Annotated in this window: 27 protein-coding genes; 10 read left to right on the top strand and 17 right to left on the bottom strand. The window is 43.3% G+C overall.

Annotated elements, in window-relative coordinates; all coding sequences use genetic code 11:
- Positions 1 to 2: 2 nt before the first annotated feature.
- Together pdhA and SporoP33_RS13640 are read right to left on the bottom strand one after the other, a co-directional pair.
- Positions 3 to 1,118 carry a pyruvate dehydrogenase (acetyl-transferring) E1 component subunit alpha gene (gene pdhA / locus SporoP33_RS13645; protein WP_081244229.1) on the bottom strand — a complete coding sequence of 372 codons (1,116 nt, stop codon included), beginning with the start codon at positions 1,116 to 1,118 and terminating at the stop codon, positions 3 to 5.
- Between the two features lie 296 nt (positions 1,119 to 1,414).
- Positions 1,415 to 2,050, bottom strand: coding sequence for a YkyA family protein (locus SporoP33_RS13640; protein WP_158233630.1), 636 nt, complete (start codon positions 2,048 to 2,050; stop codon positions 1,415 to 1,417).
- Positions 2,051 to 2,219: 169 nt separating this feature from the next.
- On the opposite strand from SporoP33_RS13640, the gene def reads away from it, so the two are divergent.
- The 3 genes from def (at position 2,220) to rnjA (ending at position 4,898) form a co-directional block, all read left to right on the top strand.
- Positions 2,220 to 2,777, top strand: coding sequence for a peptide deformylase (gene def, locus SporoP33_RS13635; protein ID WP_081244874.1), 558 nt, complete (start codon positions 2,220 to 2,222; stop codon positions 2,775 to 2,777).
- Between the two features lie 240 nt (positions 2,778 to 3,017).
- Positions 3,018 to 3,227 (top strand): DNA-dependent RNA polymerase subunit epsilon, encoded by a 210-nt coding sequence (locus tag SporoP33_RS13630; RefSeq protein WP_081244227.1) that lies wholly within the window; start codon positions 3,018 to 3,020, stop codon positions 3,225 to 3,227.
- Between the two features lie 3 nt (positions 3,228 to 3,230).
- The gene (gene rnjA / locus SporoP33_RS13625) at positions 3,231 to 4,898 is read left to right on the top strand and encodes a ribonuclease J1 (protein ID WP_081244226.1); all 1,668 of its coding nucleotides are present in this window, start codon (positions 3,231 to 3,233) and stop codon (positions 4,896 to 4,898) included.
- 139 nt (positions 4,899 to 5,037) lie between these two features.
- Here rnjA and SporoP33_RS13620 read toward each other — a convergent pair whose 3' ends face one another.
- Genes SporoP33_RS13620 through SporoP33_RS13600 form a run of 5 tightly spaced genes read right to left on the bottom strand, consistent with a single transcriptional unit; the run spans position 5,038 to position 9,507 of the window.
- Positions 5,038 to 5,697 (bottom strand): potassium channel family protein, encoded by a 660-nt coding sequence (locus SporoP33_RS13620; RefSeq protein WP_081244225.1) that lies wholly within the window; start codon positions 5,695 to 5,697, stop codon positions 5,038 to 5,040.
- Positions 5,698 to 5,733: 36 nt separating this feature from the next.
- Positions 5,734 to 6,807 (bottom strand): ABC transporter substrate-binding protein, encoded by a 1,074-nt coding sequence (locus SporoP33_RS13615; protein WP_081244224.1) that lies wholly within the window; start codon positions 6,805 to 6,807, stop codon positions 5,734 to 5,736.
- A complete protein-coding gene (locus tag SporoP33_RS13610; protein ID WP_081244223.1) occupies positions 6,804 to 7,601 on the bottom strand; it encodes an ABC transporter permease in 798 nt (265 codons plus the stop codon). The genes SporoP33_RS13615 and SporoP33_RS13610 overlap by 4 nt, the downstream gene beginning before the upstream one ends.
- Positions 7,602 to 8,411: an ABC transporter permease gene (locus SporoP33_RS13605; RefSeq protein ID WP_081244222.1), complete on the bottom strand. Its 810-nt coding sequence runs from the start codon at positions 8,409 to 8,411 to the stop codon at positions 7,602 to 7,604. It lies immediately after the preceding gene.
- A complete protein-coding gene (locus SporoP33_RS13600; RefSeq protein ID WP_196796804.1) occupies positions 8,401 to 9,507 on the bottom strand; it encodes an ABC transporter ATP-binding protein in 1,107 nt (368 codons plus the stop codon). Before SporoP33_RS13600 ends, SporoP33_RS13605 begins: the two co-directional genes overlap by 11 nt.
- 199 nt (positions 9,508 to 9,706) lie before the next feature.
- Between SporoP33_RS13600 and SporoP33_RS13595 the strand changes: the two genes are divergently transcribed.
- The 4 genes from SporoP33_RS13595 (at position 9,707) to SporoP33_RS13580 (ending at position 12,584) form a co-directional block, all read left to right on the top strand.
- Positions 9,707 to 10,009 (top strand): hypothetical protein, encoded by a 303-nt coding sequence (locus tag SporoP33_RS13595; RefSeq protein ID WP_081244220.1) that lies wholly within the window; start codon positions 9,707 to 9,709, stop codon positions 10,007 to 10,009.
- Positions 10,010 to 10,174: 165 nt separating this feature from the next.
- Positions 10,175 to 10,717, top strand: a complete 543-nt coding sequence (locus SporoP33_RS13590) for a peroxiredoxin (RefSeq protein WP_081244219.1) — start codon at positions 10,175 to 10,177, stop codon at positions 10,715 to 10,717.
- A gap of 85 nt (positions 10,718 to 10,802) precedes the next feature.
- A complete protein-coding gene (locus SporoP33_RS13585) occupies positions 10,803 to 11,258 on the top strand; it encodes a TlpA family protein disulfide reductase (protein WP_081244218.1) in 456 nt (151 codons plus the stop codon).
- A gap of 135 nt (positions 11,259 to 11,393) precedes the next feature.
- Positions 11,394 to 12,584 (top strand): MFS transporter, encoded by a 1,191-nt coding sequence (locus SporoP33_RS13580; RefSeq protein ID WP_081244217.1) that lies wholly within the window; start codon positions 11,394 to 11,396, stop codon positions 12,582 to 12,584.
- Between the two features lie 79 nt (positions 12,585 to 12,663).
- Here the strand turns inward: SporoP33_RS13580 and SporoP33_RS13575 are convergent, their stop codons facing one another.
- The 6 genes from SporoP33_RS13575 to SporoP33_RS13550 form a co-directional block, all read right to left on the bottom strand.
- Positions 12,664 to 13,548, bottom strand: coding sequence for a transcriptional regulator CcpC (locus SporoP33_RS13575; protein WP_081244873.1), 885 nt, complete (start codon positions 13,546 to 13,548; stop codon positions 12,664 to 12,666).
- Entirely contained in the window at positions 13,535 to 14,974 is a 1,440-nt protein-coding gene (locus SporoP33_RS13570) for an MDR family MFS transporter (protein WP_196796921.1), read from the bottom strand. Before SporoP33_RS13570 ends, SporoP33_RS13575 begins: the two co-directional genes overlap by 14 nt.
- A gap of 125 nt (positions 14,975 to 15,099) precedes the next feature.
- The gene (cbpB, locus tag SporoP33_RS13565) at positions 15,100 to 15,537 is read right to left on the bottom strand and encodes a cyclic-di-AMP-binding protein CbpB (protein ID WP_081244215.1); all 438 of its coding nucleotides are present in this window, start codon (positions 15,535 to 15,537) and stop codon (positions 15,100 to 15,102) included.
- 133 nt (positions 15,538 to 15,670) lie between these two features.
- Positions 15,671 to 15,901 (bottom strand): hypothetical protein, encoded by a 231-nt coding sequence (locus tag SporoP33_RS13560; protein WP_081244214.1) that lies wholly within the window; start codon positions 15,899 to 15,901, stop codon positions 15,671 to 15,673.
- A gap of 280 nt (positions 15,902 to 16,181) precedes the next feature.
- The gene (locus SporoP33_RS13555) at positions 16,182 to 17,051 is read right to left on the bottom strand and encodes an NAD(P)-dependent oxidoreductase (protein ID WP_081244213.1); all 870 of its coding nucleotides are present in this window, start codon (positions 17,049 to 17,051) and stop codon (positions 16,182 to 16,184) included.
- Between the two features lie 182 nt (positions 17,052 to 17,233).
- The gene (locus SporoP33_RS13550; RefSeq protein WP_158233629.1) at positions 17,234 to 17,404 is read right to left on the bottom strand and encodes an aspartyl-phosphate phosphatase Spo0E family protein; all 171 of its coding nucleotides are present in this window, start codon (positions 17,402 to 17,404) and stop codon (positions 17,234 to 17,236) included.
- A 233-nt stretch (positions 17,405 to 17,637) separates the two neighbouring features.
- Between SporoP33_RS13550 and SporoP33_RS13545 the strand changes: the two genes are divergently transcribed.
- The gene (locus tag SporoP33_RS13545; protein WP_081244211.1) at positions 17,638 to 17,826 is read left to right on the top strand and encodes a YkvS family protein; all 189 of its coding nucleotides are present in this window, start codon (positions 17,638 to 17,640) and stop codon (positions 17,824 to 17,826) included.
- A 61-nt stretch (positions 17,827 to 17,887) separates the two neighbouring features.
- Positions 17,888 to 18,532, top strand: a complete 645-nt coding sequence (locus tag SporoP33_RS13540; RefSeq protein WP_081244210.1) for a hypothetical protein — start codon at positions 17,888 to 17,890, stop codon at positions 18,530 to 18,532.
- Between the two features lie 67 nt (positions 18,533 to 18,599).
- On the opposite strand, the gene SporoP33_RS13535 is transcribed toward SporoP33_RS13540, so the two are convergent.
- Complete coding sequence (locus SporoP33_RS13535; RefSeq protein WP_081244209.1) at positions 18,600 to 19,985, bottom strand: two-component system sensor histidine kinase NtrB; 1,386 nt, start codon at positions 19,983 to 19,985, stop codon at positions 18,600 to 18,602.
- Between the two features lie 212 nt (positions 19,986 to 20,197).
- Between SporoP33_RS13535 and SporoP33_RS13530 the strand changes: the two genes are divergently transcribed.
- Positions 20,198 to 21,952 (top strand): B12-binding domain-containing radical SAM protein, encoded by a 1,755-nt coding sequence (locus SporoP33_RS13530; RefSeq protein ID WP_081244208.1) that lies wholly within the window; start codon positions 20,198 to 20,200, stop codon positions 21,950 to 21,952.
- Positions 21,953 to 21,999: 47 nt separating this feature from the next.
- Here SporoP33_RS13530 and SporoP33_RS13525 read toward each other — a convergent pair whose 3' ends face one another.
- The 3 genes from SporoP33_RS13525 to SporoP33_RS16150 all read right to left on the bottom strand — a co-directional run bounded on the left by SporoP33_RS13525 (position 22,000) and on the right by SporoP33_RS16150 (position 25,777).
- Entirely contained in the window at positions 22,000 to 23,349 is a 1,350-nt protein-coding gene (locus SporoP33_RS13525) for a TrkH family potassium uptake protein (RefSeq protein WP_081244207.1), read from the bottom strand.
- A gap of 161 nt (positions 23,350 to 23,510) precedes the next feature.
- Positions 23,511 to 24,275 carry a TerC family protein gene (locus tag SporoP33_RS13520; RefSeq protein WP_081244206.1) on the bottom strand — a complete coding sequence of 255 codons (765 nt, stop codon included), beginning with the start codon at positions 24,273 to 24,275 and terminating at the stop codon, positions 23,511 to 23,513.
- 1,187 nt (positions 24,276 to 25,462) lie between these two features.
- Entirely contained in the window at positions 25,463 to 25,777 is a 315-nt protein-coding gene (locus SporoP33_RS16150; RefSeq protein ID WP_155961376.1) for a hypothetical protein, read from the bottom strand.
- Between the last annotated feature and the right edge of the window lie 136 nt (positions 25,778 to 25,913).

Genomic DNA, 25,913 nt, shown 5'->3' with positions numbered 1-25,913 from the left:
AATCAGTTCGACTCCTTTCCAACATAAACATCTAATTGTTCTTGTAAGTTAAACGGCATATCGCCTTTATACATAATTTTCATGAAATCCGACGCTTTTTGTTTTGGTACAGCGTCTGCTTTTTTGATCGCTTCTTTTATTTCTTCTTTCGCGCGTTCAATCACTTTTTCTTCCTGCTCTTTAGACCAGATGCCTTTCGCTTCCAAGTATGTTCTGAAGCGGACAATCGGATCACGCTTTTCCCATTCATCATCTGTATCAGAAGTACGGTAGCGCGTCGGGTCGTCACCGGCCATCGTGTGCGGACCATAGCGGTAACACATTGTTTCAATCAGCGTAGGGCCGTCTCCGTTGATCGCACGCTCTCTTGCGTCGCGTGTCGCCACGTACACCGCCAGCGGGTCCATCCCGTCAACAAGCACACTCGGAACGCCTGCAGCTACACCTTTTTGTGCCAATGTTTTCGCAGCCGTCTGCACATCACGGTGCGTGGAAATTGCATACTGGTTATTCTGAATGATGAAAATTGCCGGCACCTGATATGCTCCTGCGAAGTTCAATCCTTCATAGAAGTCCCCTTGAGATGTTCCGCCGTCACCTGTATACGTAATGACCACTGATTTCTGGCCTTTCTTCTTAAAGCCAAGACCAACACCGGCCGCCTGAATATACTGTGCGCCGATAATAATTTGCGGCGGGAATATGTTAAGCCCATCAGGCAGCACACTTCCTGCATAATGGCCGCGTGACCATAGGAAAGCCATGTGCAGCGGCCAGCCATGGAATAATAATTGCGGAACATCACGGTATCCCGGAAGAATGAAATCATCTTTTTCCAGTACGTATTGGGATGCAAGCTGGGAAGCTTCCTGCCCTGCCGTCGGTGCATAAAAACCAAGACGCCCCTGTCTGTTCAATGAAATGGAGCGCTGGTCTAAAATACGCGTATAGACCATGCGGTTCATTAATTCCACTAATTCTTCATCAGGAAGTTTCGGATCTAACTCTTTATTCACAATCTTTCCTTCCTCATTTAGAATCTGTACCATGTCAAACTGGCTTTCAACCAGTTGAAGCGCTTTCACCGGATCGTACTGATTTCCTTTTTTCGCTACCATATCTTGATCTCTCCTTCTTATCTGTATTATAATTTTCTCTTTTAGAATTAATACAACAGTGTATATTTCTTAGTATACTTAAAACTGATCACTCGGTCAACCATTGTAACTAAAGACTTTTTCAATATTACTTACTTTTAAGAAATATTAACTGTACTAACACAATATCATTTCTGTGTTGGTACAGTTGTGTTTACTTTCGGCAGTGATGCCTCCCAGACCGCCGGCATTAAATGTATGAAATGTGAATCACCCGATCCGCACTTTGACTTTTGTTCTTTCTCTTACATGTTTCCTTATTTCGCCTTTTCTAAACTTACTATTGCACGTCCGGCCAATCTGTTTGCCTGCAGTGTCAATTCATTATATTCTTCCAGCGTCTGCCGGCAAGAAATCAGTAAGTTGTTTACTTCGGCCGCATATTTTTGCAGTTCGCGGTCACGAACCTCCCTGTCTTCAAGCTGTGTATATAACTGAGTCTGACTGTCAATCATTTTTTTATACTCTAAAACAAATGTTTCGTGCTCTTCGTAACGTTTTTGCAATACAGCGGCTACAGCCTCAACTTGCGTCTGTTCGGATGAACCCGCAGAAGCTGCCCATTCGGAAAGTCGCTCCACTGCTTCCTTCGCTTTATCTGCCGCATGCTCCTCTTTTTCCAGAAGGTTTGTCCGTTCGTGCGCAGACTTTTTTAATGCAGCGACACGCTGCTTCACTTCAGGATATTTCCGCTGTGTCAGTTCCATCGCTTCATTGAAAAGGTCCTGCTCTTTACGTTCCAGCTTAGTTAACTTCTTCACAATGGTCTTCCCCTGATTATCTTTTTCATCTACTGCAACTAATAATTCTTTGAGCTGCCGGTCCATTGCCGGCTCTTTGGAACAGGCAGTTAATAGAAGGAGTATGAACAGAGAATACATGATTTTCTTCATTAATTGACCTCCTAATGTTTCATCACACATTTTCCTTTCACCCTTTTTCTCATTCGTTTATACTGTATAAGAGGAAATGGATTTGTATGATTATATACCCGCACCTGCGCGTTGTAAAAGCGCACTGCGGATTGTAGTATACCCAATATATCCGAAAGGAAGAGCAGAAATGATTTTAATGAAAGATATTATCCGGGAAGGCCACCCTACTCTGCGCAAGAAGGCGGAGGAAGTAAAATTCCCTTTAAGCGACGAAGACCGGCAGCTGTGCGATGACATGATGGAGTATATCGTCAATAGCCAGGACGATGAGCTGTGCGAAAAATATGGACTGCGCTCCGGAATCGGTTTGGCAGCACCCCAAGTCAACGCCTCCAAAAGAATTTTTGTTCTCCATATACCTGATGAAGAATATGCGCTGGAAAACTTTATCGCCATCAATCCGAAGATCGTCAGTCATTCTGTGGAAAAAACCTATATTTCTACGGGAGAAGGCTGTTTATCAGTCGATCGCGAAGTGCCGGGTTATGTGCCGCGCTATGCCCGCATTACAGTAAAAGCTTTTGATAAAGAAGGCAATGTAATCAAAAAGCGGTTAAAAGGACTGCCCGCGATTGCATTCCAGCACGAACTGGACCATCTGAACGGCATAATGTTTTATGACCATATAGATGAGAATGCTCCATATAAAGAAATACCGGACGCTGTCCCATTTGATAGAGAGTAAAGGATTTAAACTTGACAGACTGGCAAAAATCTGTTACAGTCATATCAAGGAGTGATGACGCCATGTATAAACGTCTGAAACGCAAATTGCTTAGACGACTCAATGGCCTGCTCGGTAAAAAGACGATTGCCTAGACTATTACGCCCGCCAAGTAATTGGTGGGCTTTTCTTTATTTTAGGGAAATTGCATGCTATTATTGAGGATATGACTTATAACGAACGTAAAAAGGAGAGTTTAACATGATTTTCAAAGTTTTTTACCATGAAAACGTACACCAAGTTCCAGTCCGCGAAAACACACGCAGCTTGTATGTAGAAGCTGAAACAGAAAAAGAAGTCCGCGATCAATTACAGAATCGTGAAATAATGATTGAATACATCCAAAAGCTGGAAGGCGAGCATTTAGCATACGAACAAGCTTCCCCAGACTTTCAGGTTGAGCAGGTCTAATCGATGAAATCTATAAAGAACAATGAAACAGCCGTTTTTGCCCTAGGCGGACTAGGTGAAATCGGTAAAAATACGTATTGTGTACAATTCCAGGACGAAATCATTATTATTGATGCCGGCATTAAGTTCCCTGAAGATGAATTATTAGGCATTGATTACGTAATTCCGGATTACACATACTTAGAACGCAATATCGACAAGATTAAAGGACTTTTCATCACACACGGCCACGAAGATCATATCGGCGGGATTCCTTACTTGCTGCGCAAAGTGAACGTACCTGTATATGGAGGCAAACTGGCAATCGGACTGCTTCGCAATAAGCTGGAAGAGCACGGCCTATTGCGCACAACGGAAATTCATGAAATTGAAGAAGATGATTTCATCAAGTTCCGTAAAACAGCAGTATCGTTTTTCAGAACTACACACAGTATTCCTGATGCGTACGGAGTAGTCGTCAAAACACCTTCAGGCAATATTGTTCATACAGGAGACTTCAAGTTTGACTTCACGCCCGTCGGTGAACCAGCCAACTTACACAAGATGGCGAAGATCGGCAGTGAAGGCGTCCTTTGCCTATTGTCAGACAGTACGAATGCAGAAGTGCCAAACTTTACGATGTCTGAAAGAAAAGTCGGAGAAAGCCTGAATGATATTTTCCGTACAGTAGACGGCCGGATTATTTTCGCTACATTCGCTTCAAACATTCATAGACTGCAGCAAGTCATAGAAGCAGCACAGATCTTCGACCGTAAAATCGCAATTTTCGGACGAAGCATGGATAATGCGATTACCATCGGACGCGAACTCGGATATATTGATGCGCCGAAGGAACTGTTTGTGGATTCGCAGTCACTCAACCGCCTCCCTGCCAATAAAGTCATGATTTTATGCACCGGCAGCCAAGGAGAACCGATGGCGGCATTATCCCGCATTGCAAACGGTACGCACAGACAAGTGCAAATCCAGCCTGGAGACACAGTCATCTTTTCATCATCACCAATTCCAGGAAATACACTCAGCGTTAACAAAACGATCAACTCTCTGTTCCGTGCAGGCGCAGAAGTAATCCACGGTCCATTAAACAACATCCATACATCCGGACACGGATCACAGGAAGAGCAGAAACTCATGCTGCGTTTAATCAAACCGAAGTACTTCATGCCGATACACGGTGAGTACCGTATGATGAATATGCATTCTCAACTTGCAATAGACTGCGATGTCGAGCCAGATAATATTTTCATCATGGGGAATGGAGACGTTCTTGCACTTACTGATTCATCAGCAAGACTTGCAGGGCGTGTACCTTCAGGCGATGTCTACATTGACGGCAGCGGAATTGGAGATATCGGCAACGTTGTACTGCGTGACCGCCGCATCCTGTCAGAAGATGGCCTGGTGATCGTTGTAGCCACAATTGATACGAAGAAGAACCGCTTAGTTTCGGGTCCTGATCTCATTTCTCGCGGGTTTGTTTATATGCGCGAATCAGGAGCAATGATCAATGAAGCACAGTATATGCTGTCCAAAACATTACAGCGTAAACTGGCTGCAAAACCGGATTCTGTAAACAACCTAAAGGGCGATATTATTGATACACTCGTTCCGTATCTGTATGAAAAAACAAAGCGTAAACCTATGATTCTTCCTGTTATTATGGAATTGTAAATATTACCAAATACAAAAAGCAAGCGCTAAACAGCACTTGCTCAATATAGAAGGCAAAATCCGTAATGTTCGGATTTTGCCTTCTTTTTATTTATATGGTTTGACATGTGCACTCGTTCCGCGCAATATTACCTGTCGATTAATGCAATGCTCTGCGTTCAAAACGGTGAATGTCTAAATCAGATCCAATGACGATCAGTATGTCATTGACTTCAATTTGCTCAATTGCCTGCGGTGAGACGAGTATATGTGTACCGCGCTTAATCGCTACAATATTCACTCCATACTTGGCCCGAATATCCAAATCTATCAGCGATGATCCCGCAATGTGATCATTGGCCTGAATCTCAACGATAGAGTATTCATCAGACAGCTCCAAATAATCCAGTATATTATTGGAAACCAAATTATTCGCAATCCTCTTCCCCATATCCCGTTCAGGGTGAACGACTTGATCCGCTCCAATTTTACGCAGCACTTTTTCATGATAATCATTTTGCGCTTTTACTGTAATTCTCTGTACGCCAATCTCTTTTAAAATTAGCGTCGTCAAAATGCTTGCTTGAATATTTTCCCCGATCGCGATAACGACATGTTCGAAATTTCGTATGCCTAATGAACGCAGTGCGGCTTCATCTGTCGTATCTACCGCAACGGCCTGTGTTGCGATATTCGCAAATTCGTCCACACGTTCTTCCGACTTGTCAATGGCCATCACATCTGCTTCAAGCTCAATCAGTTCTTTAACAATACTGCCTCCAAAACGGCCTAAACCAATTACTACAAATTCCTTTTTCATATCATTGCTCCTCGCCTTTACGATCAGTTATATGCCTTACCGCAATCCCATTTTAAATTTCAGGAATAACTCATTATACACCCCAAGCGTTTCTAATCCTAAGTTTTCATACACTTCCAGATTTTCTCGCGCCTGTTCATCAGGATAGAATCTCTCATCACTCGTAATTTCTTCATCCATAAATGATAGAGCCGAGATGTTTGGAGTGGAATAACCTACATATTCAGCGTTTTGTGCAGCCACTTCGGGATCCAGCATGAAATTAATAAATTTATATGCTCCCTCGATATTCGTGGCCGTTTTCGGTATAACGATATTATCAAACCATAGATTCGATCCTTCTTCAGGGACGATATAATCAATTTCATCGTTTTCTGAAATCATATCTGCCGCCTGCCCTGACCAAGTCAGTGCGACGGACGCTTCATTATTGATCATGAGCTGAGTCACTTCGTCACCAATAACCGCCTTGACGTTTGGTCCCATTGTTTCCAGCTTATCCGTCGCTTCTTTCAGCTCCTGCAAACTCGTGGAATTTAATGAGTAACCAAGCGAATTCAGCGACACTCCAATCACTTCCCGGGCACTGTCTACCAAGATCAGCTTTTGGCGCAGTGATGCATCCCATAAACTGTCCCAGCTTTCAAATGTCTGTCCTTCCAACAGCGAAGGATTATAAGCAATTCCAACTGTACCCCAGAAGTATGGAATGGAATATTGATTATCCGGATCAAACGGGAGATCCATAAAGTAAGGATCTATATGTTGAATGTTAGGAATCTTGGAGAAATCGAGCGGTATCAGCAAATCTTTTTCTTCCATCATCTGCACCGCATACTCGGAGGGCACTGTCACATCATAAGACGTTCCCCCTTGCTCAATTTTTCCCATCATTCCTTCATTCGAGTCAAACGTTTCATAGATAACCTTAATCCCCTCCTTCTCTTCAAACTCTTTCAGAAGGTCCGGATCAATATATTCACCCCAGTTATAGACTGTAATCGTATCTTTCCCCGCACTCCCCGCCTTATGTTCAAGCCGGTAATTTATGAACAATAAAAAACCGGAAACTAGCAGAATAGCCGCTGCACTGCTGATTAACCCTCTCATTTCCTCACCCCCTGAGGTGACTTTGCTTTATTGCCGATAATATAATATCCAAGCACCAGAACGATGGTAATCAAAAATATCAAGCCTGACAGTGCATTGATTGTCAAGGTGATGCCCGTTCGTGCCATGGAGTAAATTTCTACGGATAAAGTCGAGAAACCGTTTCCTGTCACGAAGAATGTCACTGCAAAATCATCCAGTGAATATGTCAAAGCAAGGAAAAATCCTGCAAATATGCCCGGTTTGATATACGGCAATATCACTCGCGTCATTACATCTTTTCGCGTGGCACCTAAGTCGAGCGCGGCATCAATTAACGAAGTGCTCATCTCCTGCAGTTTTGGCAGGACCATAATGACAACAATCGGAATACTGAACGCAATATGAGAAATCAGAACAGACGCAAATCCAAGCTTGACCCCTATCAGCGTAAATAAAATTAAGAATGAAGCGCCAATAATGACATCCGGACTGACGATCAAAATATTATTGAGCGACAAGATGGTCTGGCGTGCTGATTTATTCTTCATAAAGTATATTGCCAATGCGCCGATCACGCCGATTGTGGTAGAAAGCAATGCCGACAGCAGCGCAATGATTACCGTATTCATAACAATGATCAGCAGCCGGGTATCTTGAAAGACTGCCTGATAATGTTCCAATGTAAATGATTCAAAATGTGACATTCCGCCACCGGAGTTAAAAGAGTAATAAATAAGATAGAAAATAGGCGCGTATAAAATCACAAAGACAAGCGTCAGATAAATTTTTGGCAGACTGCTTAACTTTCCCATTTAACGGTGCCCCCTCTCTTTGCCCGATGTCAGAACCATAATTAAAAACATGAAGATGATGAGGAATACAGCAATTGTCGAACCCATCCCCCAGTTTTGCGTAACGAGGAATTGCTGCTCAATTGCAGTTCCAAGCGTAATAACCTTATTCCCGGCGATTAAACGCGTAATCATAAATAATGAAAGTGCCGGAATGAAAACTACTTGGACACCCGATTTCACCCCGTCAATGGTCATCGGCCAAACCACACGCTTAAACGTTACCCATGCGTTCGCTCCGAGATCTTTGGATGCATCCAGCAATGCAGGGTTAATTTTATCCAGCGAGTTGAAAATCGGCAGAATCATGAACGGAATGAAAATATAAACCGATACAAAGACAAAACTGAAATCTGTAAATAAAATCTGCTGACCGCCGATGCCAATTGTCTCCAACAGTGCATTAATAGGCCCATACTGCCCCATCAATCCAATGAAGGCATACGTTTTCAGCAGCAGATTAATCCACGAAGGAATGATGATCAGCAGCAGCCATAATTGCTTATGCCTAGTTTTCGTCAAAAAATAAGCTGTCGGATATGAAATCAATAACGAGAAGAACGTGATGAGAAATGCATACCAGAACGAACTCATCGTTAATTTAAAGTAAACCGATGAAAAAAAGTTGCGATAGTTGGCCAATGTCAGATGACCGGACAAATCAAAAAATGAATAGTAGACAATCACGGCGATCGGCGCCAGGACAAACAGCAGCAGCCACGCCGCATACGGCGCAGCATAAACGAACCGCAACGGTTTTTTATTCTTCATCTTCCGCCACTCCAAACGATTCCAGACGTGCATCAAAATCTTCTTCCGATTCATTCAGACGCATGACGTGGATATCTGCCGGTGCAAAGTCCAGGCCGATGACCGTGCCGACATCCGCCGGTTTTGTCGAATGAACAAGCCACTCATTGCCGTCCGTATCATAGGTCGAGAGTTCATAATGCACACCCCGGAACAATTGCGTATCTACTGTGACACTTAGCTTTCCTTGCTCAACTGTCGTCATTTCCAAATCTTCCGGCCGGATGACGATGTCGACTTTCTCATTTGGATAGAATCCGCCGTCCACACAAGCGAACTTTTTGCCTGTAAACTCCACCAGATAGTCTTCCACTATTCTCCCTGTCACAATATTCGATTCACCAATAAAGTCTGCTACGAACCGGTTGATCGGCTCATCGTAAATATCAATAGGTGTTCCAGATTGTTGAATTTCTCCATGGTTCATGACAAAAATTTCATCGGACATAGCCAATGCTTCCTCCTGGTCATGCGTGACAAATACGAATGTTTTGCCAAGACGCTGCTGCTGCTCCCGTAACTCGTATTGCATCTCTGAACGCAGCTTCAAATCGAGTGCGGACAATGGTTCATCGAGTAAAATGACTTCCGGATCATTGATGATCGCTCGTGCAATGGCGACCCGCTGACGCTGACCGCCGGACATTTCAGTAATTTCACGTGTTTCATATCCGTGAAGGTTCACAAACTTGAGTGCTTCCTTTACCCTACGGTCCACTTCATTTTTCTTCACTTTCTTTATACGAAGGCCAAACGCCACATTCTCATACACATTTAAATGGGGGAACAGCGCGTAATCTTGAAATACGGTATTCACTTGCCGCTCATTTGCGGGCACTGAGTTGATTTTCTTTCCATTAAAGAAAATCGAACCGTCTGTTGCCTCTGTAAAGCCTGCAATCAAACGCAGAATAGTGGTCTTCCCGCAGCCTGACGGGCCGAGCAATGTATAAAATTTCCCGCGCTCCATTTCAAAAGAAACCCTGTCGAGCACTGTTGTCGATTCGCTGTATCGTTTCGTGACATTTTCAAAACGGATAATCGGCTGATTAGTCAATATACTTCCTCCTTGCATAACGTAATAACTCAAATAGTACTAGAACAGTTGTAAACTTACTTATTATACACAATACCATAGTGAAATCAACTGTCTCCCTGCATTTAAATGACAATTTACCTACAGAATAACGGTCATGAAAATTGTTTTTTCGCAGATGACATAGTAGAATGAAACCATCTAGTAAGGAGGGATTCAGTTGGAAGACCATTTGTTTTTTTACCTGGACTCTGATGACAAGCGAAACCGAAGATCAGAGCCTGCAACAAGAGAAAATCACCTGGAAGGGATTTTTCTGTTGAACAACAAGAAAATCCGCACATGGAAAGAGATGGCTTCTCATTGTGTGGAGTGCATGGAACCGCTGCATTACAGTGACGAGTTTGATGCACGCTATTGTAAAGATTGCGATGAATGGCGAGAAATGATTTGTGATCCGAATTGCAAAACATGCCAGACACGCCCCGTAAAACCTTCTGACTGCAAACAAGACTTTGAGTAAACACCTGCTCAAATCCTCATAATATAGGTTTTTTGTTCTATTTAATAATAATTATTATCTTCGATTCATTCTAATTGAAATCCATTGCAATATTTGGTATTCTAAGTAAGAATTGTACGACACGGTTATGAAGTTTTACAAAAGACTAATTGGGGGTTTTTTTCAATGGCTGAACGTATGGTAGGTAAACAGGCTCCAGATTTTACAATGGAAGCAGTATTAGCTGACAAATCTTTTGGCAAGGTCAGCTTGCAAGAAAACATTAAAAACGACAAATGGACAGTACTTTTCTTCTATCCAATGGACTTCACTTTCGTATGTCCTACAGAAATCACTGCAATGTCTGATCGTTATGATGAGTTCGAAGATCTCGATGCGGAAGTAATTGGTGTTTCCACTGACACAATCCACACACACTTGGCTTGGATCAATACAGACCGCAAAGACAATGGTCTAGAACAGCTTAAATACCCGCTTGCGGCAGATACAAACCATTCTGTATCACGCGAATACGGCGTATTAATCGAAGAAGAAGGCATCGCATTGCGCGGCCTTTACATCATCAACCCTGAAGGTGAACTTCAGTACCAGACAGTATTCCACAATAATATTGGTCGTGACGTGGATGAGACGCTTCGCGTACTGCAAGCTCTGCAAACTGGCGGTCTTTGCCCTGCAAACTGGCGCCCAGGTGAAAAAACTCTTTAATTTTTAGACAGCCATCCCCACGCATTACAACAATCGTGGGGATTTTTTTATCATATAATGCCCATTTAGCTAGGAGGAATTCTTGATGAAATTACGTGAACAAATGCCGGAACTCCAAGGCGCAACAGCTTGGTTGAACGGGGAAACTTCTAAATCAGAACTCGTTGGGTCAAAGCCGACACTGATTCATTTTTGGTCTGTCAGCTGTCATATGTGCAAAGAAGCAATGCCGGATGTTAACAACTTCAGAGATCAATATTCAGATGAACTGAATGTGGTGGCAGTCCATATGCCGCGTTCCGAAGACGACACAGATCTTGAGCAAATTAAGAAAGTCGCAGCAGAGCATGATATCACACAGTCAATTTTCGTGGACAGCGAACTGAAACTGAATGACGCATTTGAAAACCAATATGTGCCTGCTTATTACGTCTTTGACAAAGATGGCCAGTTACGACACTTCCAAGCAGGCGGCAGCGGAATGAAAATGCTCGAAAAACGTGTGAATCGTGTACTCGATGAAATGAAAAAAGAAGATTAATCTTCAGCGGCCCTTTATATAGGTGCCGTTTTTTTATACTTTCTTATGCGCCTCTTTTCCCGAGCTTCCAAAAGGTATTGGAAATTTATATATGATACGATTAGAAAAAAAGTTTCTTGGAAAGCGAGCAATCGAATGAAAAAACCACCTACTCCTATTGCACTTTATATTCTTATGTTTAATATGTTTATTGCCATGGCAGGCATTGGCCTGATTATCCCTATTATGCCGGAGTTTTTGGGAACATTCGGCGTTGCCGGAAGAGCACTGGGACTGCTGATTGCGATCTTTTCTTTCGCACAATTCATACTCTCCCCGATTTCAGGAAATCTCTCAGATAAATATGGGCGTAAACGCATTATTATTATCGGATTAATTATTTACGGTCTTTCTCAATTAGCTTTCAGTTTATCAACAGAACTATGGATGCTGTATATTTCACGGTTCTTTTCAGGTTTCGGCGCTGCCTTTATCATTCCGCCCACAATGGCGTTCGTAGCGGATATCACATCGCTTGAAAACCGGGGACGCGGAATGGGGCTTCTTGGTGCTTCGATGTCGCTAGGCTTTATGGTAGGCCCGGGTATCGGCGGTTTTTTATCAAAAATCAGCCTGTATTTCCCATTCTACTTTGCCGCATCGGCATCGGTGCTGGCCGCTGTCGTATCATTGATCCTCCTGCCAAACCCTAAACCGGTGCTGCAAGGTGCTGCAGCGAATGAAAACATATTCCAGCAAATGCGGCGATCTACACAAACATCTTATTTCGTGATGCTTCTCGTGATGTTCGTGTTTTCATTTGGACTGGCAAATTTCCAGTCTACAATTTCACTGTACGTAGACCAGAAATATAATTACACCCCCTCGCAAATCGCTGTCATTATTACAGTTGGCGGATTTGTGGGTGTCATCATTCAGACATTCGTCATCGACCGTCTGTTCAAACGATTCGGTGAGATGCGTGTCATCTTGATTAATCTGGTGATTGCAGCTTTTGCCATGCTCGGTATTCTGTTCGTTAATACATTTTTCACCATTTTATTAGTGGCTACTATTTTCTCCACCGCCACCTCTCTGCTTCGACCGGCTGTCAACACACTGGTCTCGAAACTTGCCGGTAAAGAGCAGGGGTATGCAGCTGGTATGATGAACGCTTACATGAGCTTAGGGAATATGGTGGGACCTGCCACCGCGGGTTACATATTTGATATCAACATGACCTCGCCTTATATCGTCGGAACGATTATTTTGCTGCTCTGTTTCACTCTCGCTTTGTACTGGGCAAGAAACAACAAAGCACTTATACATTCCGCCAGAACACCATAAAAAAACTGAAAACAGACCCGGCAGTGTCCGATGTTTGTTTTCAGCTCAGGACTTCCGCAAACTATGGAAGTCTTTTTTATTATTCATTCCGCAATAATGCTGCAGATTCCTGCACGATATCCACAAATGCTTTCACTTGTTTCAGCTCAAACGTTGAGCCGTAGCCGATCAGCCACGTGTCACGTGTCAGTTCAAACTCTTCCTCGCTGTTCAGCAGCGGAATACGGTTAACCTTTTCTTCTCCAGACAGAGTAATCGAAGGCAATATCGCGTAGCCGATGCCTTTTAACGCAAGCTGTTTACATGTTTCGATCTGGTCCACCACAATCCGGCGGCTTGGATTTTGTTTAAAATGCTTATTCCACCAGCGCTGAATCTCCATGTAATAGTTTGAATCACTTTTGTATTGAATAAAGTGGCGGTTCGTATCTTTTAATTCATCAATAGTCGAGATTTCAGAATCCACCAGGTACAGCTGATCACGGAACAGATGCACACGATTGCTTTTCCAGTCCGTCTGTCCCCGGACGATGCCGATATGTGCTTCTCCTTCATAGAGTGCTTTTGAAATTTCGGAACTCCACCCAGTCATTAATGAAATTTTTGCATCCGGATAAAGAGCAACATACTCTTTCAATACTTGCGGCAGCCATGTCTGGCCGATAATTGAAGCACATGCGATCTTCAGCGTACCGTGCACTTTGTCTTCGAGCGATGCAATCAATTCCATCGTCTCATCTTTCTTAGCGAGCGATTCATTTGCATAGCTGATTACGTGTTCTCCTGCAGGTGTCGGTTCCAGACCTTTTTGAGAGCGGATGAATAACTGCATTCCCCACTCTTTTTCGATCGTCTGGAGGCGCTGTGACAAGGCAGGCTGTGATAAGTACAGTCGTTCAGATGCTTTACGCATATTTCCCTCTTCCGCCAGCGCTTTGATAATATCCAATTCAGTTGTTGACATGGTCATACACCTTCCCCCGCGGAATTCGTAAAATCAATAGTAAGCTGACGACAGCAAATACGGCGATTGCAATATAGACCCAGTGCAAAGAAGTTTCCAGACCGTTTTGCAGACTCAACAGTTCTTGCGATGAAATTAGTGAGCGTCCGTCCTCCGTTAACAGCGTATTTACATCATCAATTGTATACGGCAGCTTCTTTTTCGCGAAATAAGCGATGAGTGTGCCGTTTAAAATCGCACCGAATACAGACGCCCCGATCGTGTTTCCAAAATTCTTCATGAACATATTGGCAGCCGTCGCAGACCCTCTTTGAATACGGGGGACCGCTCCCTGTATCGTGACAATGAATGATGTATTCGTCAGCCCCATTCCGACTCCTATGAAGAAACTGGAGCAGCCAGCCCATACAGGCCCGAGCTCTGCATTCATGAAAACAAACATCATCGTGCCAATGACGAGAGAAATCCCTCCCATAAAGGATACGAGGAATGGACCGAAACGAATCAGCAAGTGCCCTGCCAGTGAAGAAGCTAATGGCCAGCCGATCGACATGGCAGTCAACGTAAAGCCTGCGACGATTGCCTGTTGTTCCATTACACCTGATACATAGGTAGGCAAGTAGGAAGAAACCCCTATTAAGATAACTCCGGTAGTCAGCGATACAAGATTTGCATATAAAATAACAGGGTTTTTCCATATACTAAATGAAATAAGAGGATCTTTCGCTGCTTTTTCCTGCCTGAAAAATAACCAGAATAGCATGGCGGACAGCAGGAGCAATGACAGACCGACGGCAGATAAACGTCCAAACCCCTGTCCCCCTTCCACCAGCCAAATTAAGACGGCAGACAGCGCAAATGTCAACAGAAACGCACCTTTATAATCGACGGAAGCTTTGCACGTTTCTTTTGGTTCATGTAAGAAGAAGTAAATAACGGCCATTGAAAGCAGGCCAAGCGGGACATTGACCCAGAATATATACTGCCAGCTGACGTACTGCACGAGCAGTCCCCCGATGACAGGTCCCGAAACCGCGGAAACACCCCATACACTCGATAAATATCCTTGTATTTTTGCACGTTCTTCCGTGGAATAAATATCTCCGATAATCGTGGTGGCGATCGGCATGACCGCCCCGGCGCCTACGCCTTGTATCAGCCGGAAGAAAATCAGCTGCTCCATTGATCCTGCAAATCCGCATAATATAGAACCAACCAGAAAAATTGTCAGACCGGCAAAAAATATCGGCTTCCTTCCAAATAAATCCGCTAATTTCCCGTAAATTAATACGGTTACAGTGCTCATTAAAAGATAAGATGAAAAAATCCAGCTGTAACGGGAGAATCCTCCAAGCTCTGATGCAATAGTCGGCATCGCGGTAGTAACAATCGTCGCCTCCACTGCTCCGACGAACATGGCAAGCATAACTGCTGCAAGCACGAGCGGCCGATTGGTTTCTTTAGGCACGGCATAGTTCAACTCCTTCTATTAGAAAAAGACTCCCGTATCGGAGCCTTTTACTGTCTTAATATACTGCTTCTGTTTCATCATCACACATTATAAATATATTTTTTGAATTCTTTCATGATTACACGTCTGGTGATGATCCCTGCAAATGTTCCATCATCTTCCGTAACGCATAAAAATGGGTGGTTGATTAATAGATCCATAGCCCGCTGAAAACGGTCATTTACACGAATCGTCGGCAGGTTGGTGTCCATAATTTCATCCACTTTTATGTCTTCTAATCTCTCATATTCAATACGTTCCATACCTAAAATAGAATCCGTAATCATACCAATCCCGAGGAGCCCTTTTAAATGATATTGGTGATCGAGGACGGGAATGGCAGAATAGCCGGTCTTCGTTAGTACAAGAAGAGCGTGCTCTGCATTATTACCTATTTGCACGTGGGCAACTTTTTCCGAAGAAATAATTTGGTCCGCAATGGGCGCAGTAAGAAAATCTTTATTGTTTATCGAAACCATAGGTGATCGCTCCTTCTTTTCATCGTCAAACTTGTATACTTATTCATTCATCGCATCTACTCTATCATAACACAAATGGAAATTTTTCACCTCAAAAAGAAAGCGGATTCATAAAAACAAAAAACCTCTTCCTTTAAAGGAAAGAGGCCCAGTAATAAAATATGACGATAAAGATAAAAAATGATACGACGAGAATAATCCACAGCAGCGGATTCATGGTATAAGGATTCTCTGCTATAGCGTCAGGGATTTCATTTTTCTCATTTAACTGAAATGAGCGGCTGGATTTTCTAACACCCGCTATACAGATAGCAATCATGATGACGGTCACAATTACCATCGGCCAGATCCACACATCCCACATCTTCACTCACTCCTTTACAAACATCCTGTACTAAAAGGATGTGCAAAAAGCAAGCTATTATGCGTCATGTGAAATTCAGTAATCGCAGGGAATTACTTTTTAATTAACTCTGAAGTAACAGCCGATTTCAAGTGTTTTTTGTGTATTATAAAAATCATTTCAGCCAATCGCCCCAGACATTTTTTACAGTTTTCTGATGAATTATGGAACCTATTGTATAGTTGGCTTCGTTCAGTACCAAATTAAGCAGAAGGACTTAATCAGCCTTCTGCCCAGAAATTCAATTTATATAATGTTTGATCAGGACCTGTGTTCCTTTTTCTCCGTATCCTTTTTCCAGTAGTTCTGTGTATAGATTACGGGCCAGCTGTAAACCAGGCAAGTCAAGATGAAGCCTTTCTGTCTCCTGCAATGCAATGTTGAGATCTTTCACGAAATGTTTTACATAGAAACCGGGCTCATAATTTTCTTTAATGATCCGCGGTCCGAGATCCGATAAACTGAAAGAATTTGCAGCACCGGATGTAACCGACTTCAGCATTACATCGGGGTCAAGACCTGACTTCATAGCGTAAGCAAGTGCTTCACATGCCCCAATCATATTTCCGGCTACCGTAATCTGATTACACATCTTGGCATGCTGGCCTGCACCTGCTTCTCCCTGATAGACAATTTGTTTACCGAAAACAGATAATACAGGATATAAGAAGTCAAATAACTCCTTCTGACCTCCGCACATGATAGATAATGTACCATTTTTCGCACCGGTATCTCCGCCTGAAACTGGTGCATCAAGTGAACGCATCTGTAATGAAGAAGCTTTCTCGGCGATGCGCACAGCCAATTCAGGACTCGATGTAGTCATATCCACTAAGATTTGGGATGCATGGCCGTTTGCAAATATCCCATGATCCGAAAAATACACTTCCTCCACATCTGACGGCATACCGATCATTGTAAAAATAATATCCGCCCGTTGGATCGCATCGCCAATCGTGTCCGCCCACTTCGCTCCAAGCGCAATTAGCGGCTTCGCCTTCGCTTTCGTCCTGGTGAAAATCGTCACATCGTAGGATGCATTTACTAAGTGTTTCACGACACTTGCTCCCATTACGCCTGTCCCAATAAAAGCAATCCGTTCTTTCTTCATATCTCCACTCCTCACAATACATTACTATAGCTATCGTATCGAAGTCGAAATACTTTTACAACGGTGCAGCCAAAAAAAAGAGGGCCAATCTTAAAATAAGATTGGCCCACAAAAGGGGGAAATGAGAATGTTGCTGTGTTCATTTATAGTATGCCCCCTCTGCTGCATTCTAAACATAAAAACTACATATTTTTCATTTTATTTTTCATCTTTTCTTGCTCGTATTTATTAATCAATCGGTCCAATTTTCGACTGAGTGCAATGGTACGTTCATGGTGTAATCCTTCTTGCTGCGCCGTTTTAATTAATTGATATCTCAGACGTTCGATTTCTCCTTCGAAATTGCATACCAATTGGCACACCTTCCATCTAAATAAATTCTAACCTCTATTATATCATATATGAGCGTAAATTATGCTGCTATATTATCGACACTTTGCGACAATTTGTGCATCTCTATTTATCTGTTTTACAAAGATAACTCTTTACCTTTCACTATTTTTCAGGCAAACTATAAATGATTCTCAATATGAGTTATTCATCACTCTGCCAAGAGTAATTTTTGAATATAGAAAGGATGACTAAAATGACGATTGCAGAAATCGGTGATATCATTGAATTTAAAGAGGGCTTACAAGGGATTGTTGAGAAAGTAAACGAGAACTCCGTTATTGTCGATTTAACTTATATGGAAAATTTCGACGAACAGGTAATGGAAGAAAAGACAGTCATTAACCATAAACGTTATAAAATTATTCACAGCAGCCAGGAATGAAACCTTCCTGGTCCCCGTCCGTCCAATTGAATAATAACAGAACATAAAGGAGCCGATTACTATGAACAGCAAATGGCGTATTATTTTCACTTCATTAGCCGCTTCTGCACTTCTTGCAGCGTGCGGAACATCCGATCCGGATAAAGACCAGGAAGGCAATGCCGACAGCGCTGTGGAAGAACCTGCAGCTCCTGCAGAAGATACAGAAGATAACACATCTTCTGAAGGTGATGCAGAAGCCGACAGCAATACGGAAACGAACGAAGATGCACTGAAGGATGCTGTTGAAACGCAAAGTGATGAGCAGGATTATTCTATGATGGTGCTCCCCGGCTATAAATTAACAAGCGAAGAGCCCGGCAGAGACAGCCTGTATCTGGAAGAAAACAGCGAACTATTCATGCGTATTGAAACGATGCCAAAAGGCGAAGAATCCTATACATTTGATGAGCTTTATGAAAATACGAAAGAATTGCTGGCAGCCTCGAGTGATGGTGAGTCAGTGACGGATATTACAGACGAAACAGAACTTCCTCAAAGCGAAGGAATCCTGTCTGTCAAAGGTGCAAAGGCTGAATCAGCTGAAGGGTATTTTACAGGCTATGTGATGGAGCGCGAAGATAAGCTGGTGCGCGTAACGATTTATGCTGCTGAAGACAATGAGCATGCAGAAGACTTTAAAGAAATGGCAGCTACGATTCACTAATTTTTTTAGTAACAACAGAAAGCCGATCCGCAGACGGATCGGCTTTCTTGTATAGAAATTTGCTTTGTTACACTGACTCTGCCAAGCTAATTTTCGGAAATGATAATTGAAATGTTGTGCCTTTGCCGATTTCACTTGTGACTGAAATTGTTCCGCCATATTCCTGCACCGTTTTCTTAACGAAAGGCAGACCCAGGCCTGTGCCGCCTTCTTTGCCGGAAACGAATGGCAAGTAAATTTTTTGCAGCATCTCTTCATCCATTCCTACCCCGGTATCCTTGACTAGAACATTCACATTCCCCATGTCACCTTCTTCGACTATGACAGTCAATCTTCCTTTCGCTTCCATAGCTTCCATTGCATTTTTCAGCAAGTTCACTAATACTTGCTTTATTCGATTAGGATTTGCACGTATCAATACTGGTTCATTGACATACATTTCATTCACCAAATGTATGTGATCGAGCAGCGCCTTCGGACGAAGCAACACTAAAACTTCTTCCACCAAAACGGTAAGAGAAAATATCGTAACCTCGTCAACCGCGGGTTTTGAAAGCGCCAACATTTCGTTAAGGATCTCATTCATGCGCTTGACCTCGTCTTGAATGACAGCGACATAGTTTCGGGCATTTCCTGACACTTCATGTTCCAGCAGCTGAAGAAAACCTTGCAATGTTGTCATTGGGTTCCGTACTTCATGAGCAATGCTTGCAGCAATTTCTCCCGTAGTGCATAATTGATCGGAGTGCGCCAATTGATCGAAAAGCAGTTCTGTTTCTGTTATATCAACGGCCTTTAAAACAAACATTTCTGTTTCCCGGTCAAGACCCAAATACACATTGAAATAGCGAAGTTCTCCATTGACATCATAAGACATTTTCCTTTGTGCAAACCCACTGGTTCTGGCTTCCAGTATATATGCCTGATAAGAAAAAGGAGGCACGGGGGTCACCTGCTTAAAAAATTCTTGCAAATGGACAAAATCACCGGAAGATTGAATGGGAAATTCTTGTGTGAATTGGTTATTCGTTGAGACCAGAAAACCCCATTCGTTAACCAAAGCCATGGAACAATTGGATGTGGTAAAGATATTTTCATACACTTGATGCATTTTCTTTTTCCACTCGCCAACTTTTATCGTAATAATCACCTTTCCACTGTGATATTGGTATATAATATAACAAGGTTTAAGATTTTTATTTTCGCCTATCAGATGACCCGTCAGGATAGAATGTCCTGTTACCATTTCAGGCTTATTGTTAGACAAGCGTTCTTCAATTTGCAACAGCAGATCCTGATAGAAAATATCAGACATATGCCGGGGTAACGGATTTTGGCCCAGCAATATTTTAACTTCTTCTGTCATGTCTAATATCGAGCCATTTACATCCAAAGTAAGTTTAAGTAGAGAACTATCCAAGAACTCATTAATATTTATCGTTTCCGCAACCATAACAACATCTCCTTCAAAAACGGCAAATTAACAACATCTCCTTCAAAAACGGCAAATTATATTGAAAATCGAGATGTAAAGTAATCTCTGAATATGGGATTTTTTTCTGAATTGTTTATATTATGTCACAGTAACTCGATAGTTCACATAGGTACATAAACCCATTTATTTTCCTTTATTCTTTATATTATTATTTTAATAGGAGTTATCCCATGAATATTGTCTTATCTACACTAAATGCTAAATATATACACACCAACATTGCCATCCGATATTTAAAAGCGTATGCGGCCCCTGAATATCATTGTGAATTGGCTGAGTTTACTATACATGATCCTACACTTTCCATTGTTTCCGATCTATATCAGCATGCTCCGGATGTTGTAGGATTCAGCGTTTACATATGGAATATTGAAGAAACGCTGAAAGTAATCCGTCTGTTGAAACTGACTAGTCCGAACACAGTTATTGTCTGCGGCGGTCCTGAAGTTACGTATGATTATGACCAATGGATGGAAAAAGTACCCGAGATCGACGTGATTGCCATTGGTGAAGGTGAACAAACTTTTAAAGATATCCTAAGGGCAATTGATAGTCAAAAGGACTACTCTTCCGTTGCGGGTATTGCTTACCGTCAAGACGGCCAATTGCGGATTACGGCGCCAGGGCCAAAGCTGGATCTTCGTGTGCTTCCATCCCCTTTCCGTTTTGCAGAAGATATTCCCCACCTGGCAAATCGTGTCACATATATCGAAACAAGCCGCGGCTGTCCATTTTCTTGTCAATTCTGCCTTTCATCGATAGAAGTCGGTGTCCGTTACTTTAACCGGGATGCAATTAAAGACGATATTCGTTATTTGATGGCACATGGCGCAAAAACAATTAAGTTTGTTGACCGCACATTTAATATCAGCCGAAGCTACGCAATGGAAATGTTCCAATTTCTAATTGACGAGCATGTGCCCGGAACCGTTTTTCAATTTGAAATTACCGGTGATATTATGCGGCCGGAAGTTATTCAATTTCTGAACGAAGAAGCACCTGCAGGTCTGTTTCGTTTTGAAATCGGTGTTCAATCCACAAATGATCTGACAAATGAACTTGTGAAGAGACGACAAAATTTCTCAAAACTGTCACGTACCGTCACGATGCTAAAAGAGGGAGGTAAAATCGCGCAGCACCTGGATTTGATCGCCGGACTTCCTGAAGAAGATTACGCGTCTTTCCGTGATACGTTCAATGAAGTATTCGCTCTGCGCCCCGAAGAATTACAGTTAGGCTTCCTAAAATTACTGCGCGGGACAGGGCTCCGCATTCAAGCAGAGCAGTATGGTTACCGCTACATCGACATCGCTCCTTATGAAATTGTATCGAATAATGTTCTGTCATTTGATGATATGCTGAAGATTAAACAAACAGAAGACATTCTCGAGAAATATTGGAATTCAGGGCGATTTATATACTCCATGGAATATATCGTCTCGGAGCTGGCGGATACACCTTTCGACTTCTTCCAACTCTTCGGTGCGTTTTGGGAAAAACAGGGATGGTCACGCATCGGGCATCAGTTTGAAGATTTATTCACGCGGCTGGAACGTTTTTTACATGAGATACTGAAAGTTGATACGTCTATAGCCGTTAGCTTGCTAAAGGCCGATTATTTACTTCACCAAAAATTCCTTCCAAGAAAAATCTGGTGGAAATCTGTATTGCCTGAAGAAGAGCTGAAGGAGATTTATCAGTTACTTGTCCGTTCGCCTGAACTCCTTGATGAATCATTTGCATCCAATGGTTATACAGACAGAACCATTCGTAAACAGGTCTTTATCACAAAATCCGCGGCGAAACTGGAAGAAGACTTAACTGTTACAGCGGATCCGGGGTATCTCGTCGTACAATACGCGCCTGGTGAAAAAGCACGGCAGTATCATCTGTCTGAACACGTATTTGACTCTGTTTGTCAATAGCAAAAAGCAGCCGGGATTTTTCCTCCGGCTGCTTTTTATATGACTGTTTATCCGATGATCACACGCTCTTTTGGATAATGATATGGTGTTTTATTTGATTTTCCGCCTATTGTATAGATAAACGAAATCAATCCGACCCGTCCGATGAACATCAGTGTCATAATAATAATTTTTCCTACAATAGATAAATCAGATGTAATCCCAAGTGACATCCCGCACGTTCCGAACGCAGATGTGATCTCAAACAGCAATGGGATAACCGGGATTCCCGGTTCCGTCAGCAGCAGCAGCAACAAAGCTGCCATCACCATAAAACAGGCCACCAGAATAACTGCATACGAACGAAAGACATCAATCAATTTAATCTGGCGCTTAAATATGTGAATGACATCATTTCCTTTAGCAAAATTGATCAGAAATAATAATGCAATTGCAAACGTTGTCGTCCGGATTCCGCCGCCAACAGAACTCGGTGAAGCACCGATAAACATTAACGCACTGACGAAAATGTCTGTGGCTTCACTGAACTGCGTAACATCATACGTGACCAGTCCTGCTGACCGCGCCGAGACAGAATGAAACAGCGCGGTAAAAAACTGCTGATGCCAGCTCATGCCCTTGAATGAATGGAATGACTCCAATAGCCAGATGATCAGTGTGCCCGCCAGCAACAGCACTCCAAAGGTGGATGTTGTGACTTTCGTGAAAAGCGAAAAACGGAAGTTCGGCACTTTTTTCGAGAAAAAACTTTTCACTTCGATCAGTACCGGGAAACCTATCGCGCCCAGCACAATCAGCGTCATCAAAATCAGCTGCACAATGTAATCATTATGGTAAGGCATCATCGATGAACCCGTAATATCAAAACCCGCATTTGTAGTTGCTGAAACCGCCATGAACATCCCGTTCAGCAAAGCTTCACTGAATGATTCAAAGTAACGGCGTATATATAATGTCAAAATACCGCCGCCGATGATTTCAACTGCTATGATAATTTGGATAATTTGACGGATCAGCTGGACAACACCTTGTAACGTGTACTGATTGGTGTCCACCATGATAAGCTGCCGTTCCCTCATGCCAATCCTCTTCTTGACCAGCAGCCAGAAAAATGTACCCAGTGACATAATTCCAATACCGCCAAGCTGAAGAACGAGCATGATCATACATAGTCCAAATACGGAGTAAGTCTCCCCTATGCTGATAGGAGACAATCCCGTTACACTCACTGCACTTACCGCTGTAAACAAGCTATCTATAAATGAAACTTCTACGCCCGGTTTATATACCCCAGGCAAGTTCAACAGTAGAAAAGATGATGCAATTGCCAAAAAGTAATAGAAGGCGATGATCTGAGCTGGTGTGAATTTATGAAATACTTCCCTGGAAAGCCTCATCTTGTTCAAATTCCTTTCATTACGGAAATGTCATTTTCCTACTTTATCAAATACCATGATGAAAAGATAGCGTTACATAGAACTTTACACTCTTTTCTCCATTCTAAACCAATCATCAATAAAAAGCAGTCCTCCCTGAATCGGGAAGGACTGCTTCTGCATTATCTGTTTGCTTTAATTTTGGACTTCGCAACGGCCAATGCGTATCCGCCTGCTGCAAGAACTAATAACACAATCCAGAAGGTTGTTTTCCATAAAGTGGAATGCGGGAATGTTTCGGGAATGATTAGAAGTGACGGGTGCGCAAGAGTTAACACAGCCAGTTTCACACCTACCCAGCCGACGATTAGAAATGCTGCTGTTTCGAGCGTTGGGTACTTTTCAAGCAAGATTACAAACTGTCTGGCCGCAAAACGGATCATGATTAAACCAATCATGCCACCGAGCAACATCACAGTGAATTGTCCGCCGTTGATGCCGCCGATATGGAAATCACCCAGTTCTGGCAAAGTCACGGCAAGTGCGACTGCCGCAAGCATGGAGTCCAATGCGAATGCGATATCCGCCAATTCCACTTTCAGCACGGTCATCCAAAAACCGGATTGCCTTTTTGGCTTTTTATTCGGGTGATCGTCCGGCTTATGGGTGATTTTATCATAGATATTCTTACCTGCAATGAATAGAAGATAGATCGCTCCGATCGCCTGTATCTCCCAGAACTTCACTAAGAATGTGATCATGAACAGCGCAGTGAACCGGAAGACGAATGCTCCGAGCAGGCCATAAAATAGTGCTTTCTTTTGCTGCGGTTTCGGTAAGTGTTTGACCATTACCGCCATAACTACTGCGTTGTCTGTTGCTAATAATCCTTCGAGTACGATGAGTACGACGAGTACCCATGCATATTCTAATAAAATGGCCTCCAACGTATTTCCTCCTTGTTTTTTACAATATAAAAAGACCCTCACCTAATAATTAGGCAAAGGTCTCGCTAAGTCGGAATTTTACGATCAAAATCCAGCTATCATAACCGATGGCCGTCTGGCAGCCACGTATTGACGATTATGAAATAGGTTTCCCTATAGCTACTCCCCTTTGACATTGCGTCAAAAGTTATTAAGTTATTGGATACTTTTACAGTATTATAACATAATAACTTTGCTGTGCAAATAGTTCAGGTGATCTTTGGTGTGCTATTTTGTTTGCCGATCGGTTATGTTTTGTAGTGTTGGGTCGTTGCTCGATTGGTTGTCGGGTGTTGAAGTTAGTGAGTGTCGGCTTTTTGGACCCGCGCAGGCACGTGGGGGATTGCCTTTCGTCATGAGCCAGCTGGCGAAGTGCGTGCCAGTTGTCTCATGACTTCGGCCGACCCCGCAGTTGTGCCTGCGCTGCGGAGTGGAAGCTATTCATGTACTCTTTTAAAAGAGAAGAAGTGCAGTGACTGGTTGCCGACTGGCGTATGCTTAGGCGAATGAAGTGTCATATTTGCTTCCCCCTAACTGAACGGAGGCGCCTTACAAGCGGTCGGCGTAGTGATGAGACTGACAGGCGCTCTTCCTGTCTGGCTCATTGCGTAGCAATCCGCCAGCGCCGCAGTGACTTCAATGCCGTTCTGTCTCTGGTTTTGTGGTCGTTGCTCGATCGGTTGTCAGGGATTGAAGTCAGCAAGTGTCTGCTCTTAGGACCCGCGCAGGCACGTGGGGGATTGCCTTTCGTCATGAGCCAGCTGGCGAAGTGCATGCCAGTTGTCTCATGACTTCGGCCGACCCCGCAGTTGTGCCTGCGCTGCTGTGTGGAAGCTACTCATGTACTCATTTAAAAGAGAAGAAGTGCAGTGACTGGTTGCCGACTGGCGTATGCTTTGGCAAAAGAAGTGTCATGGTCTGCTTCCCCCTAACTGAACGAAGGAGCCTTACAAGCGGTCGGCGTAGTGATGAGACTGACAGGCGCTCTTCCTGTCTGGCTCATTGCGTAGCCATCCGCCAGCGCCGCAGTGACTTCAATGACGTTCTGTCTCTGGTTTTGTGGTCGTTGCTCGACTCATTGTCGGGTGTTGTAGTTAGCAACAGTCCACTCTTAGGACCCGCGCAGGCACGTGGGGGATTGCCTTTCGTCATGAGCCAGCTGGCGAAGTGCGTGCCAGTTGTCTCATGACTTCGGCCGACCCCGCAGTTATGCCTGCGCTGCTGAGTGGAGGCAATCCAAGTACTCTTTTAAAAGAGATGAAGTCCAGTGACTGGTTGACGACTGGCGTATACTTAGGTAAAAGACGTGTCATGTTCTGCTTTTCCCTAACTGAACGAAGGCGCCTTACAAGCGGTCGGCGAAGTGATGAGACTGACAGGATGCTCTTCCCTGTCTGGCTCATTGCGTAGCCATCCGCAAGCGCCGCAGTGGCTTCAATGACGTTCCCCTTCTTCTCTTGCAATGATGGCGACTGGTGTAATCAAGTGATGAAGTACAAAAACAGAAAACCCTCTGCCCTGCAATTCCTCATCTCTTTTCAAAAACCAAAAGCCAAAGTGACCACCACTCACTGAACGGAGGCGCCTTACAAGCGGCAG

The organism is Sporosarcina sp. P33 (assembly GCF_002077155.1).
Taxonomy (GTDB): domain Bacteria; phylum Bacillota; class Bacilli; order Bacillales_A; family Planococcaceae; genus Sporosarcina.
Note: the sequence above shows the minus strand (reverse complement) of the source record. Positions and strands in the feature narration are given on the sequence as shown.